Source organism: Flavisphingopyxis soli, assembly GCF_007995095.1.
GTDB lineage: Bacteria > Pseudomonadota > Alphaproteobacteria > Sphingomonadales > Sphingomonadaceae > Flavisphingopyxis > Flavisphingopyxis soli.
In genome coordinates this window covers 224426-248740 of the sequence record NZ_VOPY01000001.1, presented here as the reverse complement: position 1 = coordinate 248740, position 24315 = coordinate 224426, and the positions used below count along the sequence as shown (strand labels likewise).

Annotated in this window: 29 protein-coding genes; 17 read left to right on the top strand and 12 right to left on the bottom strand. The window is 64.8% G+C overall.

Features of this window, described 5'->3' with window-relative positions:
* Positions 1 to 48 precede the first annotated feature (48 nt).
* The 10 genes from FSZ31_RS01270 to FSZ31_RS01225 form a co-directional block, all read right to left on the bottom strand.
* Positions 49 to 801, bottom strand: coding sequence for a cell wall hydrolase (locus FSZ31_RS01270; RefSeq protein ID WP_236643609.1), 753 nt, complete (start codon positions 799 to 801; stop codon positions 49 to 51).
* Between the two features lie 113 nt (positions 802 to 914).
* Positions 915 to 1256 (bottom strand): DUF1491 family protein, encoded by a 342-nt coding sequence (locus tag FSZ31_RS01265; RefSeq protein WP_147121255.1) that lies wholly within the window; start codon positions 1254 to 1256, stop codon positions 915 to 917.
* Positions 1253 to 1768 carry a PaaI family thioesterase gene (locus FSZ31_RS01260; protein ID WP_147121254.1) on the bottom strand — a complete coding sequence of 172 codons (516 nt, stop codon included), beginning with the start codon at positions 1766 to 1768 and terminating at the stop codon, positions 1253 to 1255. Before FSZ31_RS01260 ends, FSZ31_RS01265 begins: the two co-directional genes overlap by 4 nt.
* Complete coding sequence (locus FSZ31_RS01255; protein ID WP_147121253.1) at positions 1731 to 2195, bottom strand: PTS sugar transporter subunit IIA; 465 nt, start codon at positions 2193 to 2195, stop codon at positions 1731 to 1733. The genes FSZ31_RS01260 and FSZ31_RS01255 overlap by 38 nt, the downstream gene beginning before the upstream one ends.
* 122 nt (positions 2196 to 2317) lie before the next feature.
* A complete protein-coding gene (gene hpf / locus FSZ31_RS01250; protein WP_147121252.1) occupies positions 2318 to 2908 on the bottom strand; it encodes a ribosome hibernation-promoting factor, HPF/YfiA family in 591 nt (196 codons plus the stop codon).
* Between the two features lie 43 nt (positions 2909 to 2951).
* Positions 2952 to 3644: a DNA polymerase III subunit epsilon gene (dnaQ, locus tag FSZ31_RS01245; protein WP_147121251.1), complete on the bottom strand. Its 693-nt coding sequence runs from the start codon at positions 3642 to 3644 to the stop codon at positions 2952 to 2954.
* A gap of 7 nt (positions 3645 to 3651) precedes the next feature.
* The gene (gene coaE / locus FSZ31_RS01240; RefSeq protein ID WP_147121250.1) at positions 3652 to 4284 is read right to left on the bottom strand and encodes a dephospho-CoA kinase; all 633 of its coding nucleotides are present in this window, start codon (positions 4282 to 4284) and stop codon (positions 3652 to 3654) included.
* Positions 4281 to 5117, bottom strand: a complete 837-nt coding sequence (locus tag FSZ31_RS01235) for a shikimate dehydrogenase family protein (RefSeq protein ID WP_147121249.1) — start codon at positions 5115 to 5117, stop codon at positions 4281 to 4283. Before FSZ31_RS01235 ends, coaE begins: the two co-directional genes overlap by 4 nt.
* Positions 5114 to 5707, bottom strand: a complete 594-nt coding sequence (locus FSZ31_RS01230) for a Maf family protein (RefSeq protein WP_147121248.1) — start codon at positions 5705 to 5707, stop codon at positions 5114 to 5116. Before FSZ31_RS01230 ends, FSZ31_RS01235 begins: the two co-directional genes overlap by 4 nt.
* Positions 5704 to 6525 (bottom strand): pyruvate, water dikinase regulatory protein, encoded by an 822-nt coding sequence (locus FSZ31_RS01225; protein WP_147121247.1) that lies wholly within the window; start codon positions 6523 to 6525, stop codon positions 5704 to 5706. Before FSZ31_RS01225 ends, FSZ31_RS01230 begins: the two co-directional genes overlap by 4 nt.
* Positions 6526 to 6858: 333 nt before the next feature.
* Here FSZ31_RS01225 and hemE point away from each other — a divergent pair, with 333 nt between their 5' ends.
* The 4 genes from hemE (at position 6859) to FSZ31_RS01205 (ending at position 10600) form a co-directional block, all read left to right on the top strand.
* Positions 6859 to 7890, top strand: a complete 1032-nt coding sequence (hemE, locus tag FSZ31_RS01220; protein ID WP_147121246.1) for a uroporphyrinogen decarboxylase — start codon at positions 6859 to 6861, stop codon at positions 7888 to 7890.
* Positions 7890 to 8342 (top strand): CopD family protein, encoded by a 453-nt coding sequence (locus FSZ31_RS01215; protein WP_147121245.1) that lies wholly within the window; start codon positions 7890 to 7892, stop codon positions 8340 to 8342. The genes hemE and FSZ31_RS01215 overlap by 1 nt, the downstream gene beginning before the upstream one ends.
* 186 nt (positions 8343 to 8528) lie before the next feature.
* On the top strand, positions 8529 to 9785 hold the full coding sequence (gene rho / locus FSZ31_RS01210) for a transcription termination factor Rho (protein ID WP_147121244.1): 1257 nt from the start codon (positions 8529 to 8531) through the stop codon (positions 9783 to 9785).
* An 80-nt stretch (positions 9786 to 9865) separates the two neighbouring features.
* The gene (locus FSZ31_RS01205) at positions 9866 to 10600 is read left to right on the top strand and encodes a TerC family protein (protein WP_147121243.1); all 735 of its coding nucleotides are present in this window, start codon (positions 9866 to 9868) and stop codon (positions 10598 to 10600) included.
* On the opposite strand, the gene FSZ31_RS01200 is transcribed toward FSZ31_RS01205, so the two are convergent.
* Both FSZ31_RS01200 and FSZ31_RS01195 read right to left on the bottom strand, forming a co-directional pair.
* Positions 10601 to 12214 carry an FMN-binding glutamate synthase family protein gene (locus FSZ31_RS01200; RefSeq protein ID WP_147121242.1) on the bottom strand — a complete coding sequence of 538 codons (1614 nt, stop codon included), beginning with the start codon at positions 12212 to 12214 and terminating at the stop codon, positions 10601 to 10603.
* Complete coding sequence (locus tag FSZ31_RS01195) at positions 12211 to 12921, bottom strand: dienelactone hydrolase family protein (protein ID WP_147121241.1); 711 nt, start codon at positions 12919 to 12921, stop codon at positions 12211 to 12213. The genes FSZ31_RS01200 and FSZ31_RS01195 overlap by 4 nt, the downstream gene beginning before the upstream one ends.
* 72 nt (positions 12922 to 12993) lie before the next feature.
* On the opposite strand from FSZ31_RS01195, the gene FSZ31_RS01190 reads away from it, so the two are divergent.
* The 13 genes from FSZ31_RS01190 to FSZ31_RS01130 all read left to right on the top strand — a co-directional run bounded on the left by FSZ31_RS01190 (position 12994) and on the right by FSZ31_RS01130 (position 24225).
* Positions 12994 to 13260, top strand: coding sequence for a DUF6489 family protein (locus FSZ31_RS01190; RefSeq protein WP_201739096.1), 267 nt, complete (start codon positions 12994 to 12996; stop codon positions 13258 to 13260).
* Positions 13261 to 13281: 21 nt separating this feature from the next.
* The gene (mnmE, locus tag FSZ31_RS01185; RefSeq protein ID WP_147121240.1) at positions 13282 to 14583 is read left to right on the top strand and encodes a tRNA uridine-5-carboxymethylaminomethyl(34) synthesis GTPase MnmE; all 1302 of its coding nucleotides are present in this window, start codon (positions 13282 to 13284) and stop codon (positions 14581 to 14583) included.
* Between the two features lie 66 nt (positions 14584 to 14649).
* Positions 14650 to 16470, top strand: a complete 1821-nt coding sequence (gene mnmG / locus FSZ31_RS01180) for a tRNA uridine-5-carboxymethylaminomethyl(34) synthesis enzyme MnmG (protein WP_147121239.1) — start codon at positions 14650 to 14652, stop codon at positions 16468 to 16470.
* Positions 16467 to 17102, top strand: a complete 636-nt coding sequence (gene rsmG / locus FSZ31_RS01175) for a 16S rRNA (guanine(527)-N(7))-methyltransferase RsmG (RefSeq protein WP_147121238.1) — start codon at positions 16467 to 16469, stop codon at positions 17100 to 17102. Before mnmG ends, rsmG begins: the two co-directional genes overlap by 4 nt.
* A 4-nt stretch (positions 17103 to 17106) precedes the next feature.
* Positions 17107 to 17889 carry a ParA family protein gene (locus FSZ31_RS01170; protein ID WP_147121237.1) on the top strand — a complete coding sequence of 261 codons (783 nt, stop codon included), beginning with the start codon at positions 17107 to 17109 and terminating at the stop codon, positions 17887 to 17889.
* A gap of 1 nt (position 17890) precedes the next feature.
* Positions 17891 to 18850 carry a ParB/RepB/Spo0J family partition protein gene (locus tag FSZ31_RS01165; protein ID WP_147121236.1) on the top strand — a complete coding sequence of 320 codons (960 nt, stop codon included), beginning with the start codon at positions 17891 to 17893 and terminating at the stop codon, positions 18848 to 18850.
* 143 nt (positions 18851 to 18993) lie between these two features.
* Positions 18994 to 20241, top strand: a complete 1248-nt coding sequence (locus FSZ31_RS01160; protein ID WP_147121235.1) for a glycine C-acetyltransferase — start codon at positions 18994 to 18996, stop codon at positions 20239 to 20241.
* Complete coding sequence (tdh, locus tag FSZ31_RS01155; RefSeq protein WP_147121234.1) at positions 20241 to 21281, top strand: L-threonine 3-dehydrogenase; 1041 nt, start codon at positions 20241 to 20243, stop codon at positions 21279 to 21281. The genes FSZ31_RS01160 and tdh overlap by 1 nt, the downstream gene beginning before the upstream one ends.
* 60 nt (positions 21282 to 21341) lie before the next feature.
* Positions 21342 to 21659: an ArsR/SmtB family transcription factor gene (locus tag FSZ31_RS01150; RefSeq protein ID WP_147121233.1), complete on the top strand. Its 318-nt coding sequence runs from the start codon at positions 21342 to 21344 to the stop codon at positions 21657 to 21659.
* Positions 21656 to 22600 (top strand): MBL fold metallo-hydrolase, encoded by a 945-nt coding sequence (locus FSZ31_RS01145; RefSeq protein ID WP_147121232.1) that lies wholly within the window; start codon positions 21656 to 21658, stop codon positions 22598 to 22600. The genes FSZ31_RS01150 and FSZ31_RS01145 overlap by 4 nt, the downstream gene beginning before the upstream one ends.
* Positions 22593 to 23027, top strand: a complete 435-nt coding sequence (locus FSZ31_RS01140; RefSeq protein ID WP_147121231.1) for a YeeE/YedE family protein — start codon at positions 22593 to 22595, stop codon at positions 23025 to 23027. The genes FSZ31_RS01145 and FSZ31_RS01140 overlap by 8 nt, the downstream gene beginning before the upstream one ends.
* A complete protein-coding gene (locus FSZ31_RS01135) occupies positions 23024 to 23446 on the top strand; it encodes a DUF6691 family protein (RefSeq protein WP_147121230.1) in 423 nt (140 codons plus the stop codon). The genes FSZ31_RS01140 and FSZ31_RS01135 overlap by 4 nt, the downstream gene beginning before the upstream one ends.
* Positions 23443 to 24225: a sulfite exporter TauE/SafE family protein gene (locus FSZ31_RS01130; RefSeq protein ID WP_147121229.1), complete on the top strand. Its 783-nt coding sequence runs from the start codon at positions 23443 to 23445 to the stop codon at positions 24223 to 24225. The genes FSZ31_RS01135 and FSZ31_RS01130 overlap by 4 nt, the downstream gene beginning before the upstream one ends.
* Positions 24226 to 24315 lie beyond the last annotated feature (90 nt).

Sequence of the window (24315 nt, the reverse complement as noted above, 5' to 3'; positions counted from 1 at the left end):
TTGCGGAAGCTCGATGCGAACGTGTCGGCGCGGGCGCCGCGGTTATGTTCAGCGATAGAAGATGTGGTTGTCGATCTGCGCGATGCGCGTCAGGCGCCAGTGCGGCGATACGCGCGCAGCATGGAAGAACAATGCGCCCTTGGCGTCGTTTTTCCACAGCTCGTTGCGGGCGATCTGCGCGATTGCGACGGCGTTGCGCCAGGAGTTGCTCGCGGTGTTGATGCGCGGCATCTTGCCGCCGCGAACGAACGAGAACTGGCTGCGCTGATAGACGACGCCGCAGATGCTGTTGGGGAAGCGCGGCGACGCGGCGCGATTGAGGACGACGCGGCCAACGGCGAGCTGGCCAGAAAGCGTTTCGCCCTTCGATTCGAAATAGATCGTGCCGGCAAGGCACTGGGTTTCGGCATCGAGCGTATCGGGGATCGGCATTTTCAGCACGAGTTCGCCAAGCGTGGCGGCTTCGATCCTGGCGCTGTCTGCATCGGCGATCGCGTCTTCGATGGCACTGGGCGCATCGGCGGTCTCGTCGGAAATTTGGATTGGCAGGGAACTATCGGGCGCGCGAAGCGATTTATCGATAGCATCACCGGAATGATCGACCATCGCGCGGTCAATCTGGAGCGTCGGGATGGTGGCCTGTGTGGCAGATTCCGAAGCAAAGCCGGGATCGGTCGCAATGAACGTACCGGCTGCAGTCATAAGCACCGCAGCGAGGCTGGCGGCGCGCAAAATATTGGTCATGTAATCGTCGGTCTGTGCGGTCGAAGGTTGGGCCGGATGGAGGCCGCGTGCCGGCATCCGGGAACCTGTCGTCCGACTGCGTGTTTACCCCCCCAATGCCATCCGACCTGGATGACGAGGGCAACCTGCGCGTTGCGTTGGATGGCTCAATAGCCTCCAGATGGCCGGGGTCAACCGAACGCGTTCAATTCAGCGACGAAGCGTTCCGTGTCTGCGACGTCTAGCTCAAGGACCCACAAATCGCGGTCTTGGGCGTAGCGCCTTTCGATATAATCGTTTAATTCCAACGGGTTTTTGTTTTGTGCTTCGGGAATTGCGCGCCATTCATACGCTCCGTCGAGCGTCATCTGGCGCTCCAGCAGCCGCTCGAACTGGCCCATTTTGGTGCATTGCAGCATAATCGAACCGGAATCATCGTTACCGCTTTTTAAGACTGTCGCGAAGCCGCCCTGGACCTGCACCGAGCGAATCAGCGCGGTGACGACGAGGCGCGCGGGAAGCTGCGCGGTCACTCGCGGCTGCGATTCGCGTAGCCGGGCAGGCCCGACAGCGCGAACGACGAGCGCATGAAGGTGCCGGTCCCGCGCGCGACCTCCTCGCCATGCGCATCAACCAGCGTCGATTCAGCAACGAACACGCGCCGTCGCCCGCTGAGCCAGCGGCCGTGCGCGACGACCGGTCCCGACTTGAGCGGCCGGGTGAACAGCAGGTTGAACGCGGTGGTCAACAGGAAGCGATCGGTGACGAGGCTGTTGCAGGCATAAAAACCGGCATCATCGAGCAGTTTGAAATAGCTCGTCCCGTGCGCGGCGCCCGCGGCGTGATAGACGCTTTCGTCGACATCGAAGGTGATCCGCGCCACGCCGGGGGCATCGATATGCAGGACCGAAGGGAACTTGGCGTTGATCGGCGCCGAATCGTAAAGCGATTCGAGCGCGCGGAAATGGGCGGTTTCGCCGGGCCCCGACACGTCGCGCGCAGCGTTCTCAGGCGGCGTCACGCGCCTGGCCCGATACCAGAGCATAGAGCGCTTCGCTCGACTTGGCGCCGCGCAGCCGCGCCACCGCCTGCTCGTCGCGCAGGTAGCGAGACACGCGCGCCAGCGCCTTCAGATGATCGGCCCCGCAATCGACCGGCGACAGCAGGACAAAGAAAACGTCGACCGGCAGGCCGTCGACCGCGTTGAAATCGATCCCGCGGTCGAGCTCGAGCAACAGTCCCTTGACCCCCGAGAGCCCTTCGAGCCGCGCATGCGGCAGCGCGACGCCCTTGCCGAACGCGGTCGTGCCGAGCCGCTCGCGCTCGAGCAATCGTTCGGCAACCTCGCCGCCGTCGAGCCCGAGTGCGGTCGCCGCGAGGGCACCGGCGTAGGGAAAGAACGCCTTTTTCGCCTCGATCGCCGCCTTGGCCTGCACCGTTGCCGGATAAAGGAGATCGTTGAGATCGCTCATATGCCATTGCCACTCGCCGGGCCGCAAACGCGCGTGCCACAACGATAAAATACAAAAAGGATGGCCGACCGGGGCGAGGCCTCGGCCGACGAGCGATCCCTAGAGGGCGGACGCCATAAAATCTAGCCCCGCGCAGGCTCTACCCAGCCGATCGTCCCGTCACGACGGCGATAGACCATATTATGCGCGCCGGTTTGAGCATTGCGGAACAGCAGCGCGTTGGTGTCGCGCAGGTCGAGCATCATCACCGCGTCGGCGACCGCTGCCTCGGGGATATCGACGCGCGTTTCGGCGACAACGACGGGTGCATCGCCGACATCGTCGCTCTCTTCGGTGCCGTCGAACACGGTGTAGCCCGCGTCGCCGGGGATATCGTCGATGTTGAGCGCGCGGGTGGCGGCGCCGTTGCTGCCGACATGACGGTCCTTCAACCGGCCCATGTAACGGCGCAGCTGCTTTTCGACGCGCTCGGCCGCCGCTTCGAAGGCGGCATGCGCTTCGCGGGCACGGCCATGGCCCTTCATCACGACGCCCTGCATGACGTGCGCGACGATGTCGCAGTCGATTGCGTCGTGCGGTGCCCTGCCGAAGGTCACGTGCGCCGAGATGGCGCGGGCGAAATATTTGTCGGCGATGGCGTTCATTCGATCCCCGACATGCGTCCGAAGGGCGTCGCCGGTATCCATCTGATGGCCCGATACGCGAATGTCCATATTATGCTCCTTATCCCCACGCGAGATGCAGGGGTTCAACGGTCTAGGCGGCGTCGGCGTTCCACAAGGCGCCGTCGATCCGCGCGATAAAAGCGGCGTGACGAGCAAGTTCGGCGGCGCTCGCGGCAAAAGCGCGCGGCTCGCGATAGGGTCGGGCGGGCGCGCGCGAAGCAGGCTGGTCGGACTGGCCGGGCGCCTTGGCGAGGCCGATATCGAATCCGATCTGCCGCCCGCCGGTCAGCTCGATATACAATTGGGTCAGCAATTCGGCGTCGAGCAGCGCGCCGTGCTTGACGCGATGGCTGCGATCGATGCCGTAACGCGTGCACAGCGCGTCGAGGCTGTGCTTGGCGCCGGGATGCAGCGTGCGGGCGATGGCGATCGTGTCGATCATCCGCGTCATGCACACGCCGCGCTGTCCGCACAGGCCCAGTTCGGCGTTGAGAAAGCCGAAATCGAACGGCGCGTTGTGCGCGACGAGCTTGGCATCTCCCAGGAAGTCGAGCAGCTCGGCGACCTTATCGGAAAATTTGGGCTTGTTCGCGAGGAAGGCGTCGCCGAGTCCGTGAATCGCCTCGGCACCTGGCGGCATCGTCCGGCAGGGATTGAAATAGGCGTGATAGGTGCGGCCGGTCTCGATCCGGTCGATCAGTTCGATACAGCCGATCTCAACCATGCGATCGCCCGATTTTGGGTCGAAGCCGGTGGTTTCGGTATCAAAGACAATTTCACGCATGTGATAATCATATTGTCCTCTCGCGCGCCGATGACAAGTCGCGAAGCGTATCGACGAGCGCAGCAATCGCGCGGCGCGTCTCGGCGAGCGGTACGCCGGTGTCGATAACATGGTCGGCGCGCTGCCTTTTTTCGCGATCGGGAGTCTGCAGCGCGAGGATATCGGAGAATTTTTCCTGGTTCATTCCGGGGCGCGCAAGGACCCGCTCGCGCTGGACGGTTTCGGGGGCCGAAACGACGACGACTCGGTCGACCAGGGCTGCGCCGCCCTTTTCGAACAACAACGGGATATCGAGCACGACGAAGGGCGCATCGGTGTGCGTATCGAGGAAATCGCGCTGCGCGCGCGCCACCGCGGGGTGAACGATCCCCTCGAGATCGGCGAGCGCGGCGGGATCCTCGAACACGCGCGCACCGAGCACCGCGCGATCGACGCCGGCGGGACCCGTACTCCCGGGAAAGCGTGCCTCGATCTCAGCAAGCAACGCGCCACCCGGCCCCTGCAGCGCGTGGACCGCGGCATCGGCATCGAACACCGGCACGCCTTCCTCCCGCAGCATCGCCGCGACGGTCGATTTGCCCATGCCGATCGATCCGGTTAGGCCGACGACCAGCGGGCCTGCGGGCGGCTTTGTGTTCATGACGTCAACAGTTCGCGCAGCTCGCCGTCGTGCTCGCGCGGCGCGGCGACGCCGAAGAACAGCTCGAACGCGACCGCTGCCTGGCCGACGAGCATTTCGAGCCCGTCGATCGTTTCGAGCCCGCGCGCCTCGGCTGCCGCGATGAGCGGCGTGACGAGCGGATCATAAACGAGATCGTAGACGATCGCTTCGGGCGGCAAGCGGTCGAGGTCACCGGCATAGGCGTCGTGCCCCGCCATGCCGAGTGGGCTGGCATTGACCAGCAGGCGCGCGGGCGGCAGCGGTGCGTCGAGTCCCTGCGTCGCGCCGGTGAGCTTCAGCGCTGAAAGCAGCATCGCCGCCTTGAGCGGGTTGCGCGCGATCAGCGTCAGCGGACCGATATCGCAACGCGCCAGCGCAAACAGCACGGCGCGGGCCGCGCCCCCCGCACCGATCACTGCAACCGGCGCACCGGCGAGATCGAAATCGGCGATCGGGCCATAGAATCCCGCTGCGTCGGTATTGGTCGCGATCAGCCGATCGCCGTCGCGCAGGACGGTATTGGTCGCGCCGATCGATTGCGCGAGATCGCCCGCATTGGCGACAAGATCGAGCGCCGCGATCTTGTGCGGCATCGTGATGTTGCAGCCGAGCCAGGCGGGGTCGGCCTTGCGGTCGGCGAAATAGGCGGCGAGGCCATCGGCCTCGACGCGCGTCGCGCGATAATCGGCGGCGATGCCGAGCCGGTCGAGCCAGAAGCGATGGATGATCGGCGATTTGCTGTGTGCGACGGGATCGCCGATCACCTCGGCATAGGCGCCGTCGGGCTGCAACGGGCCGGCGGAATTCGTCATGACGTCATTACATCCAAAGTCCTGAGTTCGCTCAGCAATCCTAGGAGAGGCATGCCGAGAATGGTAAAATGGTTCCCCTTGAGCGAGGAGAATAGCTGGACCCCCATGCCCTCGATCCGGAAGCAGCCGGCGCACGCGGCGATCGCGGGCCATTCAGCGTCGAGATAGGCTTCGATAAAGCCGGGCGACAGCGGGCGGACGACGAGCTGCGCAACATCGGCGGTCGTCGCGAGCGTCTGCCCGTCACGAACCAGCGCCGCGGCGCTGTGCAATGCGATCGTGTGGTCGGAAAATGCCGCAAGGTGTTCCGCGGCCTCCGCGCGGCTGGCGGGCTTGTCGTAAATCCGCCCATCAAGCGCGACGAGTGAATCGCCGCCGAGGACAATGCGCCCCGGCGCCGCATCCGACCCGGCGCGGGCCTTGGCGAGCGCGAGTGCGGCGGCGAGATCTGCCGGCGCGCTCGTCGCCAGGTCGCGTTTGATCGCCGCTTCGTCGACCTGCGTCGGCATGACGTCATGCGGCACACCTGCATGCGTCAGCATCGCGCGGCGCGACGCGCTGCCCGATGCGAGAACGATGCGCTCGCTCATGCCAACTCCATGTCGCGCGACTGGGCGAGCTTGATGATCGCCGCCGCGGTTTCCTCGATCGACCGGCGCGTCACGTCGATCACCGGCCAGCCATTGTCGGCAAACATCCGGCGCGCAAAGGCGAGCTCGCGCTTGACCGCGTCCTCGTCGACATAATTGGTCTCGGGCGCCTGGCCGACCGACAGCAGGCGGTTGCGCCGCACCTCGACCAGCCGGCTGACGCTCGTCGTCAGGCCGATCACCATCGGGTGGGTCAGTTTGTAGAGCTTGTCGGGCGGCGGCGATTCGACGACGACGGGGATGTTGGCGGTCTTGAACCCGCGATTGGCGAGATAGATGCTCGTCGGCGTCTTCGACGTGCGCGATACGCCGGCGAGCACGATATCGGCCTCTTCCCAGTTTTCCCAGTTGATCCCGTCGTCGTGCGCGATGGTGAACTGGATCGCGTCGACGCGCGCGAAATAGGCGGCGTCGAGGACGTGCTGGCGCCCGGGACGCGCTTGCGCTTCCTGGTGGAGCAGGCTCGACAATGCGTCGGTCACCGGATCGAGCGCGGCAACCGCAGGAAGATCATGCCGGCGGCAGGCGCGTTCGAGCGTGCGGCGGTTGTCGCGGTTGACCATGGTATGAAGGACCAGCCCCGGATTGGCCGCCATGTCGCCAATCGTCCGCTCGAGATCGGCTTCAGACCGGATCAGGGGATGGAAATGGCGCACGACATCGATATCGTCGAACTGCGCCAGCGCCGCCTTGGCGATGGTGTCGAGCGTTTCACCGGTGGAATCGGAAACGAGATGGATATGGAGCCGCTGCGTCATAATCTCGTCGCGTCCCCTTCAATAGACGATAGGCCTGTGGATAAGGCCGGTATAAACCGCGCAGAACAGGCACCCCAGTACCTTTTGCCCCGCATTGCGATTTTTATACACAGATGATCCACAGCGCGAAATCTTATCAACAGCCTGTGGATAGCGGGGATGGTTGTTCCGACTCGGCGGCGAACCGAGACGGGGGTTGCGCCGGACTGTTGGCAAAACGCGGATAAGGTCTTTATGCACGCTCTCCACGGCCCAACCTACAACATCATCCTATAGACTCTATTATATTAGTAAGAGGCTAAGCAGGGTCGACGAGCCAATCCAGGGACACGCATGACGCACGCTCACTTCAAACCCCTGCTCGCCGTATTGCGCGGGGAGCGCCAGCCACGGCCACCGCTCTGGCTGATGCGCCAGGCGGGGCGCTATCTTCCTGAATATCGCGCCTTGCGTGCCGAAAAAGGCGGTTTTCTCGACCTCGTTTATGACAGCGAGGCTGCGGCCGAGGTGACGTTGCAACCGCTGCGTCGCTTTGCCTTCGACGGATCGATCCTGTTTTCGGACATATTGATCGTGCCGCATGCGCTCGGCCAGCATCTCGAATTTCGCGTCGGTGAAGGCCCGCATCTGTCGCCGCGGCTTGCCGATGCCGCGCTTGAGGACCTGGCACCTGTGCTCGAGCGCTTCGATCCGGTTTACGACACCGTGCGCAGGGTGAAGGCGCAGCTGACGCCTGGCACCACCTTTCTGGGCTTTGCCGGCAGTCCGTGGACAGTGGCGACCTATATGGTCAACGGTGAGGGCAGCCGCGACCAGGCGGCGGCGCGGCGCATGGCCTATGGCGATCCCGTCCGCTTCGGCGCCCTGATCGATGCGATCGTAACGACGAGCATCGATTATCTCTCTGGCCAGATCGCCGCCGGGGTCGATGCGGTGCAATTGTTCGACAGCTGGGCGGGATCGTTGTCGCCCGCGCAGTTCGATGACTGGGTGATTGCGCCCAACCGGGCGATCATTGATGGCCTGCGCGCGCGCCATCCCGATGTGCCGATCATCGGCTTTCCCAAGGGCGCAGGCGGAAAGCTTGCCGCTTATGCTGCCGGAACAGGGGTCGATGCGATCGGCCTCGACGAGACGGTCGATCCCGACTGGGCGGCGCGCGAACTGCCTGCCGATCTGCCGGTGCAGGGCAATCTCGATCCGCTTGCATTGATCGTCGGCGGCAGCCAGCTTGAAAGCGCGGCGAGATCGATCATATCGGCGTTCGAAGGCCGGCCGCATATCTTCAATCTCGGCCATGGTATCTTGCCCGATACGCCAATTGCGCATGTCGAGCAGCTCGTAGCAATTGTGAGAGGCGCATGATGGATGGACTGGTTGGCTTCCTGGGAACTGCCGTGCTCTGGATAAAGGCCGCGCACGTGATCTTCGTGATCTTCCTCATCGCAGGATTGTTCATGCTGCCGCGCTTTTTCGTCTATCATCACGCCAGCGCCGTCGGTTCGGCCGAGGACGCGCTGTGGATCGAGCGCGAAAAGCGGCTGATCAAGATCATCCTCAACCCGTCGCTGATCCTCGTCTGGGTGTTTGGCCTCGCGCTCGCCTTTAGCCTCGGTATCTGGGATCAGGCCTGGTTCCACGCCAAGCTGCTGCTCGTACTCGCTCTGTCGGGCTATCATGGCTGGTGCGTCGGTTATTGGAAAAAGCTCGCGCGCGGCGAGCGGCCGCTCAGCGAAAAACGGTTGCGGCTGCTCAACGAAGTGCCCGGCATCGCGACTGCGCTGATCGTCATCCTGGTCATCGCCAAGCCGTTCTGAACACGCCGCAAGGCGCACTGACCTGCCAGCAAGCGCGATTGACTTGACCCTGTAACGCGCCTAAATGCTGGCGTTCCAAAACGGCGGCGATCGCAGCTTTATCAAGCGATCTTTACGATTTTCCAGCGTCTTTCCCCAAGACCGGATCGCCAGCCAGTCCTCCCCCTTTCCGCCACGGAAACCGATATGCATCTTAAAGATCTCAAGAAAAAAGCGCCTGCAGAGCTCGTCGCCATGGCCGAGGAGCTCGGCGTCGAGGGCAGCTCGACGCTGCGCAAACAGGACCTCATGTTCGCCATCCTCAAGGAATTGAGCGACGACGGCGAGGAAATCATGGGGCTCGGCACGATCGAGGTCCTGTCCGACGGTTTCGGTTTCCTGCGTAGCCCCGAGGCGAACTATCTCGCCGGGCCCGACGACATCTACGTCTCGCCCAACCAGGTCCGCAAATTCGGCCTCAGGACCGGCGATACGGTCGAAGGCGAAATCCGCGGACCGCGCGACGGCGAACGCTATTTTGCGCTGACCAAGCTGACCGCAGTCAATTTCGACGATCCCGAAGCGGTCCGCCACCGCGTCAATTTCGATAACCTGACGCCGCTCTATCCCGACGAACGCCTCAAGCTCGAGATCGAGGATCCGACGATCAAGGACAAGACGGGCCGCGTGCTCGACGTCGTGACGCCGCTCGGCAAGGGACAGCGCTGCCTGATCGTCGCCCCGCCGCGCGTCGGCAAGACGATCATGATGCAGAACATCGCCAAGGCGATCTCGGTCAACCACCCCGAATGCTATCTCATCGTCCTCCTCATCGATGAGCGGCCCGAGGAAGTCACCGACATGCAGCGCACCGTCGTCGGCGAGGTCGTGTCATCGACCTTCGACGAACCCGCGACGCGCCATGTCCAGGTCGCCGAAATGGTGATCGAAAAGGCCAAGCGCCTCGTCGAGCACAAGAAGGATGTCATCATCCTGCTCGACAACATCACGCGACTGGGGCGCGCCTACAACACCGTCGTCCCGAGTTCGGGCAAGGTGCTGACCGGCGGCGTCGACGCCAATGCGCTGCAGCGTCCCAAGCGCTTCTTCGGCGCGGCGCGCAACATCGAGGAAGGCGGCTCGCTGACGATCATCTCGACCTCGCTGATCGATACCGGCAGCCGCATGGACGAAGTCATCTTCGAAGAATTCAAGGGCACGGGTAACGCCGAGATCGTCCTCGACCGCAAGATCGCCGACAAGCGCATCTTCCCGTCGATCGACGTCGGCAAATCGGGCACGCGCAAGGAAGAATTGCTCGTCGAGCCCGACCAGCTCAAGAAAATGTGGGTGCTGCGCCGCATCCTGATGCAGATGGGCACCGTCGATGCGATGGAGTTCCTGCTCGACAAGATGAAGGATTCCAAGACCAACGAGGAATTCTTCGAATCGATGAACCAGTAGGCCGATCGGGCCGTCATTGCGGTTGGAATCGCGCGTTTATCCGCTCGCCATGACGGGGATCAGCCTCTAGGGTCGATCGCATGATCATCGATTTTCTCTCCGCTGCGGCCTCTGCTGCCACCGCTGCCTCCGGTCTCGGCTCGCCTGCCGATATCTGGGGTCATATCGTCAACGACTTCTCGAATCTGGGTGATCCGGTCGCGCTTGCCGCGTTCGGCCAGGTGCTGATGATCGACCTCGTGCTGGCCGGCGACAATGCCATCGTTGTCGGCGCGCTCGCCGCGGGCCTGCCCGCCGACCAGCGTCGCAAGGTCATCCTGATCGGGATCGGCGCGGCGCTGCTTCTGCGGATATTCTTCGCGCTGATTGTTACCTGGCTGATGGGTGTCGTCGGGCTGATCTTCGCCGGCGGCCTGCTGTTATTGTGGGTATCGTGGAAATTCTGGCGCGAAATTCATCACGGCGGCGAAAGCCCGGGATCCGAAGAGGTACTGGGCGACGAACATTCTGGTCTCAAGTCCGCAAGGAGCTTTGCCGGAGCCGCCTGGGCGGTCGCGCTCGCCGATGTCTCGATGAGCCTCGATAACGTGCTCGCGGTTGCCGGTGCGGCGAAGGATCATCCCGGCATCATGATCGTCGGCCTGATCGTCGCGGTCGCGCTGATGGGTCTTGCTGCCAACTACATCGCCAGGATTATCGAACGGCATCGCTGGATCGCCTATGTTGGCCTAGCGGTCATCGTCTTTGTCGCGGGCAAGATGATCTACGAAGGCTGGGTCGATCCGGTCCTGGGTGTCGGCACGCTGTTCGGCTGATCAAGCAACCCGCCTGAAGCTTTCTGCCTGCGCGGCGGCCCAGAAGCGCGCGTAACTCGTCGCCTCGGGGTCGGCGAGAAGCGCGCCTTCTTCGAAGAAATGGTAGATTCGGTCGGTCGGGTTCGAACGTGCCGAATTGAGCCGTTGGTGGACGTGATGCGGCGCGATCTGCCACGGATTGTCGAGCCCCATCGCGACGACGATCTCGCGCAACGAGCCGAGCGTCGCGGCATGGAAACGCGCAACGCGTGGTGCCTTGTCGGGGATGACGAGGCCGCGCTGGCGCGTCGGGTCCTGCGTCGTCACGCCGGTCGGGCACATGTCGGTATGGCATTTCATCGACTGGACGCAGCCCAGGGCGAACATGAAACCGCGCGCGGCATTGCTCCAGTCGGCGCCGAGGCCATGGTTCATCGCCAGCCCGGCGCCCGAATGGACCTTGCCCGAGGCGGCGAGGCGGACGTGGCGCTTGAGCCCCGTTCCGACGAGCGCGTTGCGGACGAAGATCAGGCCTTCGCGCAAGGGCATGCCGACGCTGTTCGACAGTTCGAGCGGCGCTGCGCCAGTGCCACCCTCGGCGCCGTCGACAACGATATAGTCGAGCGTGATGCCCGTCGCGAGCATTGCCTTCATGACGGCAAGCACCTCGTGCGGCTGGCCGACGCACAGCTTGATCCCGACCGGCTTGCCGCCTGACAGGTCGCGCAGTTTCGCGGCCCATTCGAGCATTTCGATCGGCGTTGAAAAGGCGCTGTGCGCCGCGGGCGAGACGCAATCGATGCCAACCGGTACATCACGCGTTGCGGCGATCTCTGCGCTGACCTTGGCACCGGGCAGGACCCCGCCATGGCCGGGCTTGGCGCCCTGGCTCAGTTTGATCTCGACCATCTTGACCTGGTCGGCGCTGGCGCGCTCGGCAAAGCGCCCGGGATCGAACGCGCCGTTCGCATCGCGGCAACCGAAATAACCGCTGCCGATCTCCCAGACGAGGTCGCCGTCATGCTTGCGGTGATAGGCGCTCAATCCGCCTTCGCCGGTATCGTGGTAGAACCCGCCCTGTTTGGCGCCGAGGTTGAGCGCCTCGATCGCGTTGGCGCCCAGCGAGCCGAAGCTCATCGCCGAGATGTTGAGGAGCGAGGCCGAATAGGGCCGGCTACACTGCGAGTTGCCGACATCGACACGCCAGCTCGCAGGCGCATCGGCATTGGGCGCCATCGAATGGCTCATCCATTGATATTCGTCCGAATAGACGTCGAGTTCGGTGCCGAACGGGTGGACGTCGAGATCGCCCTTGGCGCGCGCGTAGACGAGGCCGCGCTCGTCGTGCGCGAACGGCCGGCCTTCAAGGTCGCCCTCGACGATATAGGCGCGCGCAAAGGGACGCAGGTCCTCCATGATCCAGCGGATCCGCGCGACCAGCGGGTAATTGCGCCGCAGCGTGTGTTGATCCTGGAAGAAATCCCACACCGCGATGGCAACCAAGGGCACGAGGACGATCAGCGCCCAGCGCGCGGGCGGCCACAAGGCGCAGGCGATTGCCGCGGCCAGCAGCGCCAGCGGCACGCCGAAGCGCGCGAACAGTCCCGGGGTCGGTCTCAGTCGTTCGGGGATCATGCCAGCTGTTCGGCAAAGAACTCCGCCGTGCGCCGATCGGCGAGCGTGGCGCCCGCGTCGTCGCGCCGCTTGCCGAACTCGGTCGCGAATCCGTGGTCGAGGCCGTCATAATCGTAGAGCGTGACCTTGGGATGGTCGTCCAGCCCGGCGTGCATTGCCGCTTGCGCGTCCTTGCCGACGAAATGGTCGGCGGTCGGGACGTGGAGCAGGACCGGGCGCGAGATCGCCTTGGCATCGGCGATCAGGCCATCGATGCCGACACCGTAATAGCCGACCGAAGCGTCGATATCGGTCCGGCAGGCGGTCATGAAGGCGAGCCGGCCGCCGAGACAATAGCCGACGCAGCCGACCTTGGCGGTTTTTGGCAGGCCCGACTTGCCGCCGCGCGCCGCGCGGATCACCGCCTCGATGTCGGCGATCGCCGTGTCCTGGTCGAGCTGGTTCATCAGTTCGAGCGCGCGGGCAAATTCGTTCGGGATGTCGGGATCGAGCTGGACCTGGGGCTCGAGCCGCCAGAACAGGTCGGGGGCGAGCGCGAGATAGCCCGCCTCGGCCCATCTGTCGCATTTGCGCCTTATCCCCGCATTGACCCCGAAAATCTCCTGTATGACGATGATCGCTGCTTTGGGCGTTGCTTCGGGTTCGGCGACGTAACAGTCGAATACGCCGTCTCCATCAAGCGTTGCGAGGCTGGTCATCGTGCTCATAGCGGTCTCTCCGGTTGCTCAGTTGCGGGGCTTTGCCCTATCAATGCACCAACCCGGCAAAAGGAGCCAGCCATGCGCGTCAAGGTCAACATCGATTGCTCGCCAGAGGAAGCGCGGCGGTTCATGGGGCTTCCCGACGTGACCCCGGTCAACGAACGCTATGTCGCGATGATGACCGACGCGGTCTCGGGCGCGTCGAGCATCGAACAGGTCGAAAAGATGATGAAGGACTTCGCCCCGTTCGGCGACATGGGGATGAAGATGTTCAAACAATTCTCCGCGCTCGCCGGCGACGCCGCGAAAGCAGGCGCGAAAAATACGGGTCCGGCCAAGGACTGACGTCCGCCGGGCGCCGCAATCATGGGGCATGACGATACCATATTCGCGCTGTCGAGCGGCGCGCCTCCCGCCGCTATTGCCGTCGTGCGGATCAGCGGGCCTGCGGCGACCGAGGCACTTAACGACCTGATCGGCATGGATATTCCGGCTCGCTCGCCACGCGTCGTTACCGTGAAAGGCACGCAAGGCAACATTATCGACCGCCCGCTCGCACTGCGGTTCGCCGGACCCGCGTCAGCCACCGGCGAGGATGTCGTCGAGCTCCACCTCCACGGCGGCCGTGCGGTTGTCGATGCGGTGCTCGCGCGGCTCGGCGAGCTCGACGGACTGCGCCAGGCAGAGCCGGGCGAATTCACCCGGCGTGCGTTCGAGAATGGCCGGCTCGACCTGCTCGAGGCCGAGGGCCTTGCCGACCTGCTCGCCGCCGAAACCGAGACGCAGCGGCGCCAGGCGATGGGCTTTGCCAGCGGCGGCGTGTCGCAGGCGGTTGCCGCATGGCAGGACGAATGCCTGACGATCGCGGCGCGGATCGAGGCGGCGATCGATTTCTCCGACGAAGACGATGTCGGCGACGCCGATGTCGCCGCGATCCATATGGCCTGCGCCGCGCTGGCCGCAAAGCTGGCGGCGTGGCTCGACCGGCCGCCGGCCGAACGGCTGCGCGACGGCATTACGGTCGCGATTGCGGGACCGCCCAATGCGGGCAAGTCGACGCTGCTCAACGCGATCGCGCAGCGCGAAGCGGCGATCACCGCACCGACCGCGGGAACGACGCGCGACATCGTCGAAGTGCCCGTTGCGATTGGCGGCATTGCCTATCGCTTTGCCGACACCGCCGGGTTGCGCGACGACAGCGACGACGCGGTCGAAGCGATCGGGATCGCGCGCGCGCTTGCCGCCGCCGCCGAGGCCGACATCCTCGTCTGGCTCGGCTCCGACGATCCGCCGACGCATTCCGCCACGATCCGCATCGCGGCACAGGCCGACCGGCGCAGCGGGGTTGAATGGGACATGGCGGTCGATGCTGCCGATGTCGTTGTGTCGGCGCTGACCGGCGAGGGCATGGCCGCGCTGCTCGATGCGATCGCCGGCCGCGCGCGCGACCTGTTGCCGCGCGAGGGCGATGTCGCGCTCAACCGGCGCCAGCGCGATACACTCGCCGATGTCGCGGCCGCGCTCGACGATGCACAGTGCGCGCGCGACCTGCTCATCGTCGCCGAACATCTGCGCAGCGCAATGAGTGCGTTCGATCGTCTGACCGGGCGCGCACGAACCGAGGACATGCTCGACGCGCTGTTCGGGCGATTCTGCATCGGGAAATGAGCGCCGGAATGAGCGTCGCGCCGCGCAACTTTTGACGGCTTCGCCGTGCTGCTGTAACGGGCGGCGATGGACAATTTCGATGTCATTGTTGTGGGCGGCGGACATGCCGGGTGCGAGGCCGCAGCCGTCGCCGCGCGGATCGGCGCGCGCGTTGCTTTGGTCACTTTTTCACGTGAAACAATCGGTGCGATGTCGTGCAATCCCGCGATCGGCGGGCTCGGCAAGGGCCATCTGGTACGCGAAGTCGACGCCTATGACGGGCTGATCGCGCGCGCAGCCGATGCCGCCGCGATCCACTATCGCATGCTCAACATGTCGAAGGGTGCCGCGGTGCGCGGCCCGCGCGTCCAGGCCGACCGCGTGCTGTTCGCCGCTGCGATCCAGGCGATGATCGCGCGCGAAGCGAATATCACCGTTATCGAGGGCGAGGCCGAAGCGCTGACGCTCGACGACGATGCGGTCTCCGGACTGGTTATGGCCGATGGGCGCTTGCTTTCGGCACCCGCGGTCGTTCTCGCCGCGGGGACCTTCCTGGGCGGGCGGCTCTATCGTGGCGAGTGGAGCGGTGCCGGCGGCCGCACCGGTGAGCGCGCCGCGACCGCATTGGGCAAGCAACTGCGCGATCTCGGCCTGCCCGTCGCGCGGCTCAAGACGGGGACGCCGCCGCGGCTCGACGGCCGGACGATCGACTGGGCGGCGCTGGTGCGTCAGGAATCGGATGCTGATCCCTGGACAATGGCGCCCGAGACTCGGGCGCGGCGCAATCCGCAACTGTTCTGCGCCATCACGCGGACCAACGAGGCGACGCACGAGATCGTCCGTGGCGGACTCGATCGGTCGCCTTTGTTCTCGGGCGCGATCGATGCCAAGGGTCCGCGCTATTGCCCGTCGATCGAGGACAAGATCCACCGCTTCGCCGATCGCGACGGCCACCAGATTTTCCTCGAACCCGAAGGGCTGGCGACGCATCTCGTCTATCCCAACGGGATCAGCACATCGCTCCCCGACGACGTCCAGCGCGCGATGATCAACAGCATTGCCGGGCTCGAGGGGGCAGAAATCGCGGTGCCCGGCTATGCCGTCGAATACGACCATGTTGATCCTCGCTGTCTTGATCGGCGGCTGGGCGTGCGCGCAATCCCCGGGCTGTTCTGCGCCGGACAGATCATCGGCACGACGGGTTATGAAGAGGCCGCTGCACTCGGTCTCGCGGCCGGCGCGAATGCGGCCGCCACCGCGCTGGGGCGTGATGCGGTCCATTTCGACCGGACGACGAGCTATCTCGGCGTGATGATCGACGACCTTATTTTGCAGGGGGTCAGCGAACCCTATCGCATGCTGACCGCGCGCGCCGAGTATCGACTGCGCCTGCGCGCCGACAACGCGTGGACGCGGCTCGGCGAGCATGCCGAAGCGGTTGGCTGCCTGTCCGAACGGCGGCTGGACGCGCTTGCGGCGCATCGCACTGCCCTGACCGAAGTTGCAACGCTGATCGACGGCGTTGCCGCGACGTCGTCGCGCAATGGTGAACGGCGCTCGCTCGGCGATGCCTTGATCCAGCAGGACATCGCCTTTCGCGATGCGGGCGATGATCATCCTGCGCTTGCAGCGTGCGACCCCGTTGCGCTCGACGAGATTGAAAGCGACCTTCGCTATGGCCCGTATCTGGCCCGCCAGGAAGCCGAGATCCGCGCTCTCGCCGCCAATGAGCGGATCGCGATTCCCGACGATTTCGACTTTGCCGGCGTTGGCGGGCTGTCGAACGAGATGATCGAGCGGCTCGACGCGGCGCGTCCCGAAACGCTCGGCATGATGGGGCGTATTGCGGGGATCACGCCCGCCGCGCTGACCGCGGTGCTGGTGCGCTTGCGGCGGGTGGCGGCATGAGCAGCGAACAGCAAGCGCGCGCCTGGCTGTTCGACACGCTCGAGGTTCGGCCAGCGAAGATGGCGAAGCTCGCCCAGCTCGCCGAGCTCGTCATCGCGGGCAATCGCGAACAGAACCTGATTTCCAAGACGACCGAAGACGACATCTGGTGGCGTCACATCGTTGACAGCGCGCAATTGCTCACCGGCCTGCCGCTTGCATCGAGCAAGCGTGAGCGTCGCTGGATCGATCTCGGATCGGGCGCGGGCTTTCCCGGCCTCGTCATCGCGATCATCACCGGCGATCCAATCGTCCTGTCGGAAATGCGACCGGCGCGCGCGGCATTCCTTGAAGATTGCGCGACAGAACTGGCACTCGCCAACGTCACGATCTTCGGCGGCAAGGCCGAGACTATGGAAGATTGCGCCGATATCATCACCGCGCGCGCTTTTGCGCCGCTTGAGAAACTGGTTAAGAAATCGCGGCATCTGGCGGGCCGCAAGACGATCTGGCTGCTGCCCAAGGGTAAAAACGCGGTTAACGAACTGGCCAACCTGCCGCAGCCGTGGCAGGATGCGTTTCACGTGAAACAGAGCGTAACCAGCCCCGACTCTGCCATATTGATCGGCAAAGGGCGTTTTAGCGGCGGATAGACCCATGATCACCATTGCGATTGCCAATCAGAAGGGCGGGGTCGGCAAGACGACGACCGCGATCAACCTGGCGACCGGGATGGCGGCGATCGGCTGGCGCGTCCTGCTGATCGACATCGATCCGCAGGGCAACGCTTCGACCGGCCTCGGCATCGCGCAATCGGCGCGCGAGCATTCGAGCTACCAGGTCCTGACCGGCGACGCGTCGATCCTGTCGTCAGCACAGCCTTCGGCAGTCCCGCGTCTCGATATTGTTGCCGCGACGGTCGATCTGTCGGGAGCCGAGATCGAACTGGTCGATTTCGACAAGCGCACGCATCGTCTCGAAATGGCGATCGAGCGAGTGCCGCCAGGCCGCTGGGACATCTGCCTGATCGACTGCCCGCCGTCGCTCGGCCTGTTGACCATGAACGCTCTCGTCGCCGCCGATTCGCTGATCGTCCCTCTCCAGTGCGAGTTCTTTGCGCTCGAAGGGCTCAGCCAGTTGCTCCGCACGGTCGAGCGGATCCGCGACAAGTTCAATCCCGGCCTGTCGATCCTCGGTGTCGCGCTGACGATGTACGATCGCCGGAACAACCTGACCAACCAGGTCTCCGACGATGTCCGCGCGTGTCTCGGCAAGGTGGTTTTCGACACCGTCATCCCGCGCAACGTGCGCCTGTCCGAAGCGCCGAGCCACGGACTGCCGGCGCTGATCTACGACCACCGCTGCTCGGGCTCGGCAGCCTATATGCAGCTCGCCCGCGAGGTTATCGGGCGGCTCCCCACCAGACGTCAGGCGGCCTAACATGGCGAACAATGAAACGGTAGAAAACACTGATAAGTCAAAGCCATCGGGCGATGCCAAGCCGGCGGCGAAGAAGCGTCCGAGCGGCCTCGGTCGAGGCCTCGACGCGCTGTTCAGCGAAGCCGGACGCGAAGCGCCGACGATGGCGGGCGGGACCGAACCGAGCGGAGAGATCGTGCGCATCGATGTCGGCTCGATCCACCCGCACCCCGAACAGCCGCGACGCCATTTCGATGACGCCGCGCTCGCCGAACTCGCGGCCTCGATCGCCGAGCGCGGCGTCATCCAGCCGGTTATCGTCCGCCCCGCGCCGACCGGTCACGGCTATCAACTCGTCGCCGGTGAGCGCCGCTGGCGCGCCGCGCAGCGGGCAGGGCTGCACGACATGCCCGCGATCGTTCGCGCCTTCGACGATGCCGAGACGCTTGAGATCGCGCTCGTCGAGAATATCCAGCGCGAAGACCTCAACGCGATCGAAGAGGCGCGCGCCTATCAGAAACTCGGCGAGGATTTCGGCCATGCGCAGGAATCGCTCGCGCGGCTCGTCGGCAAATCGCGCAGCCATGTCGCCAACCTGCTGCGCCTGCTCGAACTGCCCGAACCCGTCCAGCAGGCGGTCGTCGATCAGCGGCTGTCGATGGGCCACGCCCGCGCGCTGATCAACGCGCCCGATCCGATCACGCTCGCGCGGCAGGTCGAGGACAAGGGACTGTCGGTGCGCCAGGTCGAGACGATCGTTCGCGACCTGCGTGAGGCGAAGACGTCGGGCAAGCGCAAGGCGAAAGGGCCGGCGGCCGCCGATCCCGATATCGCCGCGGTCGAGGATCATCTTGCCGACCTGCTCGGGCTCGGCGTCAAGATCGTCAACAGCGGCGCACGCGGCGGGATCGTATCGCTCAAATACAGTTCGCTCGACCAGCTCGACATGATTTGCCAACGGTTGAGCGGCGAACGGATCTAGCGCATCTGCCGTCTTTTCACTGAAAAAGCCATGATAGCAGGTGGTTAGCGGCACCCACGCGGCTGGCGGTTCGGCTATCCGGAGTGCCTCGCCGCCGTCGGAGAGGCATGGACGAACGCCGCGCCAATGCGTATTGCGCCCGCATGACCGACATCAAAGACCCCGCCCAGATCGACCTCGCCACGCGCGACGGTTTCTACGCCCGCATGCGCTCGACGCTCGCCGAAATCGACGAACAGGGCCTCACCAAGACCGAGCGGCTGATGACCAGCCCGCAGGGCGCCGAGGTCCGTATCCGCCGCGCCGATGGCAGCGAGACGCACGCGATCAATTTCTGCGCCAACAACTATCTCGGCCTCGCTGATCATCCCGACCTGATCGCCGCGATGGCCGATACCGCGCGCGATCACGGCTTCGGCATGGCCTCGGTCCGCTTCATCTGCGGCACGCAGGAACTGCACCGCACGCTCGAGGCACGCATCGCCAGGTTCTTCGGCTATGACGATTCGATCACCTTCGCCGCGTGTTTCGACGCCAATGGCGCGGTATTCGAACCGCTGCTCGAGGCCGACGACGCGATCATTTCGGATTCGCTCAACCACGCCTCGATCATCGACGGCGTGCGGCTGTGCAAGGCCAGGCGCTTCCGCTTCGCCAACAGCGACATGGCCGATCTCGAAGAGCAGCTGAAGGCGGCCGATGCGGCAGGCGCGCGGACCAAGCTGATCGTGACCGACGGCGTCTTTTCGATGGACGGCTATATCGCCAAGCTCGGCGCAATCTGCGACCTCGCCGACGCCTATGGCGCATTGGTCATGGTCGATGATTGCCACGCATCTGGCTTCATGGGCGAAAACGGCCGCGGCAGCCCCGAATATTGCGGCGTCGAAGGCCGCATCGACATTCTCACCGGCACGCTCGGCAAGGCGCTTGGCGGCGGCATGGGCGGCTATATCTGCGCCCGGCAGGAGGTCATCGACCTGCTGCGCCAGCGCGCGCGCCCCTATTTGTTCTCGAACGCGCTCGCTCCCGGCCTCGTCGGGGCCAGCCTCAAGGTGTTCGACATGCTCGAAGGGTCGAGCGAATTGCGCACGCGGCTCGTCGCCAATGCGCAGCGCTTCCGCAAGGGCATGGCGGCAGCAGGTTTCGACCTCAAGCCGGGCGAGCACCCGATCATACCGGTGATGCTCGGCGACGCACGCCTTGCCCAGGACATGGCGGCCAGATTGCTCGACGAAGGGATCTATGTGACGGGCTTCTCGTTTCCCGTCGTACCGCGCGGCGAAGCGCGCATCCGCACGCAGATGTCGGCGGCGCACACCGACGCGCAGATCGATGCCGCGATCGCCGCCTTCACCAGGGTGGGCCGCGAACTGGGAGTAGTCAGCTAATGGCCGATACGATGGAAGCTTTGGTCAAGGCCAAGCCGCAGGAGGGCATCTGGCTCGAAACCGCGCCGGTGCCCGATATCAAGCCCGACGAGGTGCTGATTCGCGTCGAAAAGACCGCGATCTGCGGCACCGACGTCCATATCTACAACTGGGATGAATGGGCGCAGAAGACGATTCCCGTGCCGATGATCGTCGGGCACGAGTTCGGCGGCCACATTGTCGAGCTTGGCAGCAACGTCCGCCGCCCGCTCAAGATCGGCCAGCGAGTTTCGGGCGAGGGCCATCTGATCGGGCAGAAAAGCCGCGCGGTGCGCGCCGGCCATTTCCATCTCGACCCCGATACGCAGGGCGTCGGGGTCAACCGGCCCGGCGCGTTCGCCGAATATCTCGCGATCCCTGCGTTCAACGTCATCGAATTGCCCGACGACCTCGACATGGACGTCGCCGCGATGCTCGACCCGCTCGGCAATGCGGTCCACACCGCGCTTGCGTTCGACCTCGTTGGCGAGGACGTGCTGATCACCGGCGCTGGGCCGATCGGCATCTTTGCCGCCGCGATCGCGCGCCATGTCGGGGCGCGCAACGTCGTCATCACCGACATCAACCCCAACCGCCTTGCGCTCGCCGAAAAGGTCGCCGACTGCCGTCCGGTCGACGTCTCGAAGGAAAAGCTCGAGGACGTGATGGCGAGCCTCAGGATGAAGGAAGGCTTCGACGTCGCAATGGAAATGTCGGGCGCCCCGTCGGCGTTCAACGCCATTGTCGACAATATGGTGATGGGCGGCAACGTCGCGATGCTCGGCATTCCGGCGGGCGAAATGCCGGTCGACTGGTCGAAAATCGTGTTCAAGGCGCTGACGATCAAGACGATCTATGGCCGCGAGATGTTCGAAACCTGGTACAAGATGCTGGCGATGCTGTCGTCGGGCCTCGATGTGTCGGGGGTCATCACCCACCGCATGGATCACACCGATTTCCAGGCCGGATTCGACGCCGCGCGCTCGGGCGCATCGGGCAAGGTCATCCTCGACTGGGCCTGATTTCGCCCTCTCTATGCATTAGCACTTGCTAATTTAGAACAGCCTTATATATTGGTCGGCATGAACACTGTGCTCGACGATATGACCCGGCATGCCGATGTTGCAGCCGATATGCTCAAGGCGCTGGCGCATCCCGCGCGGCTGCTCGTCCTGTGCCATCTTGTCGATGCCGGCGAGCTGGCGGCGGGAGAGCTTGGCGTGCGCGCCGGCCTCAGCCAGTCCGCGATGTCGCAGCATCTTGCCAAGCTGCGCGAACAGGGCCTTGTTGAAACGCATCGCCAGGGTACCGTCGTGCGGTACCGGATCGCCGATGCCAACGCCGCCCGACTGCTCGCGCTCATCCACGAACTGTATTGCCATAACGAGGTGAAGCCATGACCGACACTGTCCTTCAATCCGCCATCGACCAGGCGCAGACCGCGATCGCGAACGTCGCGACCCGCCCGGTCGTACAGAGCTTCTTCGACGAGGCGACCTTTACCGCGAGTCACGTCGTCCACGACCCGGCGACGCGGCAGGCGGCGATCATCGATTCGGTCCTCGATTTCGACCAGGCGTCGGGGACGACCACGACGCTCAGCGCGCAGGCGATCGTCGATTACGTCGCTGCCGAGCGGCTCACCGTGGCGTGGATCCTCGAAACCCACGCCCACGCCGACCATCTGTCGGCGGCGCCGTGGCTGCAGGAAAAGCTCGGCGCGAAACTCGCGATCGGCCGCGATATCGTTACCGTCCAGGACGTCTTCGGCAAGCTGTTCAACGAAGGCACCGCGTTCCAGCGCGACGGGTCGCAATTCGACCGGTTGCTCGCCGATGGCGACACGCTGGCGATCGGCGACCTTGTCCTGACCGCGCTGCACGTGCCGGGCCATACGCCCGCTGACATGGCCTATCTGATCGGCGATGCCCTGTTCGTCGGCGATACGATGTTCATGCCCGATTACGGCACCGCACGCGTCGATTTCCCCGGCGGGTCGGGACGCGATCTCTATCGGTCGATCCGTCGCCTGCTCGGCTTGCCAGACGCGGTGCGCGTCTTCCTGTGCCACGATTACAAGGCGCCCAATCGCGACATGTTCGCGTGGGAAACGACGATCGGCGCAGAGCGGACGGGCAACGTCCACATCCACGAAGGCGTCGATGAAGACGCCTTTGTCGCGATGCGCACCGCGCGCGACGCGACGCTGGGCATGCCCAAGCTGATCCTGCCCTCGCTCCAGGTCAACATGCGCGCCGGGCATCTGCCCGAGCCGGAAGACAACGGAAAACGCTACTTGAAACTACCCCTCAATGCATTCGGGAGTGTCGAAAATGGCTGAATTCAATGCGCTGACCGCGCTTGCCGGCGGGCTGATGATCGGCATTGCCGCGGGCGCCATGCTCCTCCTCCTCGGGCGTATCGCCGGGGTCAGCGGGATGTCCGCGCAGGCGCTCGGCCTGTCGCGCGGTGCAACTTCGCGCGGGATCGCGGCGGCCTTCATCATTGGCTTGCCGCTTGGCGCGACGCTGCCCACGATGGTGATCAAAGCGCCGGCCATTACCGTCACCACCAGCGTGCCGCTGCTGATCGCGGGCGGCCTGCTCGTCGGTTTCGGCACGCGGCTCGGCAATGGCTGCACCAGCGGTCACGGCGTTTGCGGCATGGCCCGCCTGTCGCGCCGCTCGATCGCCGCCACCGCCAGCTTCATGGCGGCGGGCTTTGTTACCGTCTTTGTCCTCCGTCACCTGTTGGAGATGCCATTATGACCGTCAGGATGTTTGTCGCGCTCGCCATCGGCGCGCTGTTCGGTGCCGGGCTCGCGCTCAGCGCGATGATCGATCCCGCGCGCGTGCTCGGCTTCCTCGATCTAGCCGGCCGCTGGGACCCGACGCTCGCCTTCGTCATGGGCGGCGCGCTGGTCCCGTCGTTCATTGCCTATCGCTGGCTGCGCGCGATCGACAAGCCTGCCTTGGCCGACGATTTTGCGGTGCCCGAAACGGCACCGATCGACCGGCGGCTGATCGTCGGTGCGGTGATGTTCGGTGTCGGTTGGGGCCTGGTCGGCTTCTGCCCCGGTCCGGCGCTCGCTGCTTTGCTGATCGGCGGCTGGCCGGTCCTCGTCTTCGTCGCCGCGCTGGTCGTCGGCATGATTGTCCATGACCGTATGTGGGTGCGTGCAGCATGACCTATGATCTCGCTTTTTACGCCAGCGGCGCGTTTTCGGGCGCGCTGGTCGGTTTCATCCTCGCGCTCGTCGGTGGCGGCGGGTCGATCCTTGCAACGCCGCTGATCGTCTATCTCGTCGGCGTGCGCGATCCGCACGTCGCGATCGGCACGAGTGCGCTCGCGGTCGGTCTCAACGCGCTGCTCGGTGTCTGGGGCCATGCCCGGCGCGGCAATGTCGCCTGGCGCCCAGCCGCGTGGTTCGCGGGTGCGGGCGTGCTCGGCGCATTGGTCGGTTCAACGCTGGGCAAGGCGTTCGACGGCCAGCGCCTGTTGTTCCTGTTCGCGATTCTGATGATCGTCGTCGGGGCGCTGATGCTGCGTCGCCGGACCGCGTCGGACGAAGTCGGTGACGGGCGGGCCGCGCCCGTGCGCACGCCGCTGTTCGGCCTCGGCACCGGCATCTTCTCGGGCTTTTTCGGGATCGGCGGCGGTTTCCTCATCGTTCCCGGGCTGATTGCCGCAACGGGCATGGCGATGATCCGTGCGATCGGCACCTCGCTCGTCGCGGTCGCCGCCTTCGGCCTCGCGACTGCGGCAAGCTATGCCTGGTCGGGACTGATCGACTGGACGCTGGCGGCGGTTTTCGTGGCTGGCGGACTGACCGGCAGCCTCGCGGGCACCGCGCTGTCGCATCGCCTGGCGCAAACCGATGGCGCGCTGCGCCGCATCTTCGCCGGACTTATCTTCGCGGTGGCGGCCTATATGCTCTACAAGAGCGGGACTGCGGTGTTCGGCTGATCGAACTCGGGTTGGCGCCCGATGTTGGGAATGAAATGGTGCCCGATGGAAGGCAGGGATGGGCGCTCAGGTCATTGGAGAATCCTCGTC

What these genes read in the sequence shown, in the direction of transcription:
- FSZ31_RS01270 (WP_236643609.1), bottom strand. Translation starts at nt 801, where the DNA reads ATGCCGGCACGCGGCCTCCATCCGGCCCAACCTTCGACCGCACAGACC.
- FSZ31_RS01260 (WP_147121254.1), bottom strand. Translation starts at nt 1,768, where the DNA reads ATGCTCTGGTATCGGGCCAGGCGCGTGACGCCGCCTGAGAACGCTGCG.
- FSZ31_RS01255 (WP_147121253.1), bottom strand. Translation starts at nt 2,195, where the DNA reads ATGAGCGATCTCAACGATCTCCTTTATCCGGCAACGGTGCAGGCCAAG.
- hpf (WP_147121252.1), bottom strand. Translation starts at nt 2,908, where the DNA reads ATGGACATTCGCGTATCGGGCCATCAGATGGATACCGGCGACGCCCTT.
- dnaQ (WP_147121251.1), bottom strand. Translation starts at nt 3,644, where the DNA reads ATGCGTGAAATTGTCTTTGATACCGAAACCACCGGCTTCGACCCAAAA.
- coaE (WP_147121250.1), bottom strand. Translation starts at nt 4,284, where the DNA reads ATGAACACAAAGCCGCCCGCAGGCCCGCTGGTCGTCGGCCTAACCGGA.
- FSZ31_RS01235 (WP_147121249.1), bottom strand. Translation starts at nt 5,117, where the DNA reads ATGACGAATTCCGCCGGCCCGTTGCAGCCCGACGGCGCCTATGCCGAG.
- FSZ31_RS01230 (WP_147121248.1), bottom strand. Translation starts at nt 5,707, where the DNA reads ATGAGCGAGCGCATCGTTCTCGCATCGGGCAGCGCGTCGCGCCGCGCG.
- FSZ31_RS01225 (WP_147121247.1), bottom strand. Translation starts at nt 6,525, where the DNA reads ATGACGCAGCGGCTCCATATCCATCTCGTTTCCGATTCCACCGGTGAA.
- hemE (WP_147121246.1), top strand. Translation starts at nt 6,859, where the DNA reads ATGACGCACGCTCACTTCAAACCCCTGCTCGCCGTATTGCGCGGGGAG.
- FSZ31_RS01215 (WP_147121245.1), top strand. Translation starts at nt 7,890, where the DNA reads ATGGATGGACTGGTTGGCTTCCTGGGAACTGCCGTGCTCTGGATAAAG.
- rho (WP_147121244.1), top strand. Translation starts at nt 8,529, where the DNA reads ATGCATCTTAAAGATCTCAAGAAAAAAGCGCCTGCAGAGCTCGTCGCC.
- FSZ31_RS01205 (WP_147121243.1), top strand. Translation starts at nt 9,866, where the DNA reads ATGATCATCGATTTTCTCTCCGCTGCGGCCTCTGCTGCCACCGCTGCC.
- FSZ31_RS01200 (WP_147121242.1), bottom strand. Translation starts at nt 12,214, where the DNA reads ATGATCCCCGAACGACTGAGACCGACCCCGGGACTGTTCGCGCGCTTC.
- FSZ31_RS01195 (WP_147121241.1), bottom strand. Translation starts at nt 12,921, where the DNA reads ATGAGCACGATGACCAGCCTCGCAACGCTTGATGGAGACGGCGTATTC.
- FSZ31_RS01190 (WP_201739096.1), top strand. Translation starts at nt 12,994, where the DNA reads ATGCGCGTCAAGGTCAACATCGATTGCTCGCCAGAGGAAGCGCGGCGG.
- mnmE (WP_147121240.1), top strand. Translation starts at nt 13,282, where the DNA reads ATGGGGCATGACGATACCATATTCGCGCTGTCGAGCGGCGCGCCTCCC.
- mnmG (WP_147121239.1), top strand. Translation starts at nt 14,650, where the DNA reads ATGGACAATTTCGATGTCATTGTTGTGGGCGGCGGACATGCCGGGTGC.
- rsmG (WP_147121238.1), top strand. Translation starts at nt 16,467, where the DNA reads ATGAGCAGCGAACAGCAAGCGCGCGCCTGGCTGTTCGACACGCTCGAG.
- FSZ31_RS01170 (WP_147121237.1), top strand. Translation starts at nt 17,107, where the DNA reads ATGATCACCATTGCGATTGCCAATCAGAAGGGCGGGGTCGGCAAGACG.
- FSZ31_RS01165 (WP_147121236.1), top strand. Translation starts at nt 17,891, where the DNA reads ATGGCGAACAATGAAACGGTAGAAAACACTGATAAGTCAAAGCCATCG.
- FSZ31_RS01160 (WP_147121235.1), top strand. Translation starts at nt 18,994, where the DNA reads ATGACCGACATCAAAGACCCCGCCCAGATCGACCTCGCCACGCGCGAC.
- tdh (WP_147121234.1), top strand. Translation starts at nt 20,241, where the DNA reads ATGGCCGATACGATGGAAGCTTTGGTCAAGGCCAAGCCGCAGGAGGGC.
- FSZ31_RS01150 (WP_147121233.1), top strand. Translation starts at nt 21,342, where the DNA reads ATGAACACTGTGCTCGACGATATGACCCGGCATGCCGATGTTGCAGCC.
- FSZ31_RS01145 (WP_147121232.1), top strand. Translation starts at nt 21,656, where the DNA reads ATGACCGACACTGTCCTTCAATCCGCCATCGACCAGGCGCAGACCGCG.
- FSZ31_RS01140 (WP_147121231.1), top strand. Translation starts at nt 22,593, where the DNA reads ATGGCTGAATTCAATGCGCTGACCGCGCTTGCCGGCGGGCTGATGATC.
- FSZ31_RS01135 (WP_147121230.1), top strand. Translation starts at nt 23,024, where the DNA reads ATGACCGTCAGGATGTTTGTCGCGCTCGCCATCGGCGCGCTGTTCGGT.
- FSZ31_RS01130 (WP_147121229.1), top strand. Translation starts at nt 23,443, where the DNA reads ATGACCTATGATCTCGCTTTTTACGCCAGCGGCGCGTTTTCGGGCGCG.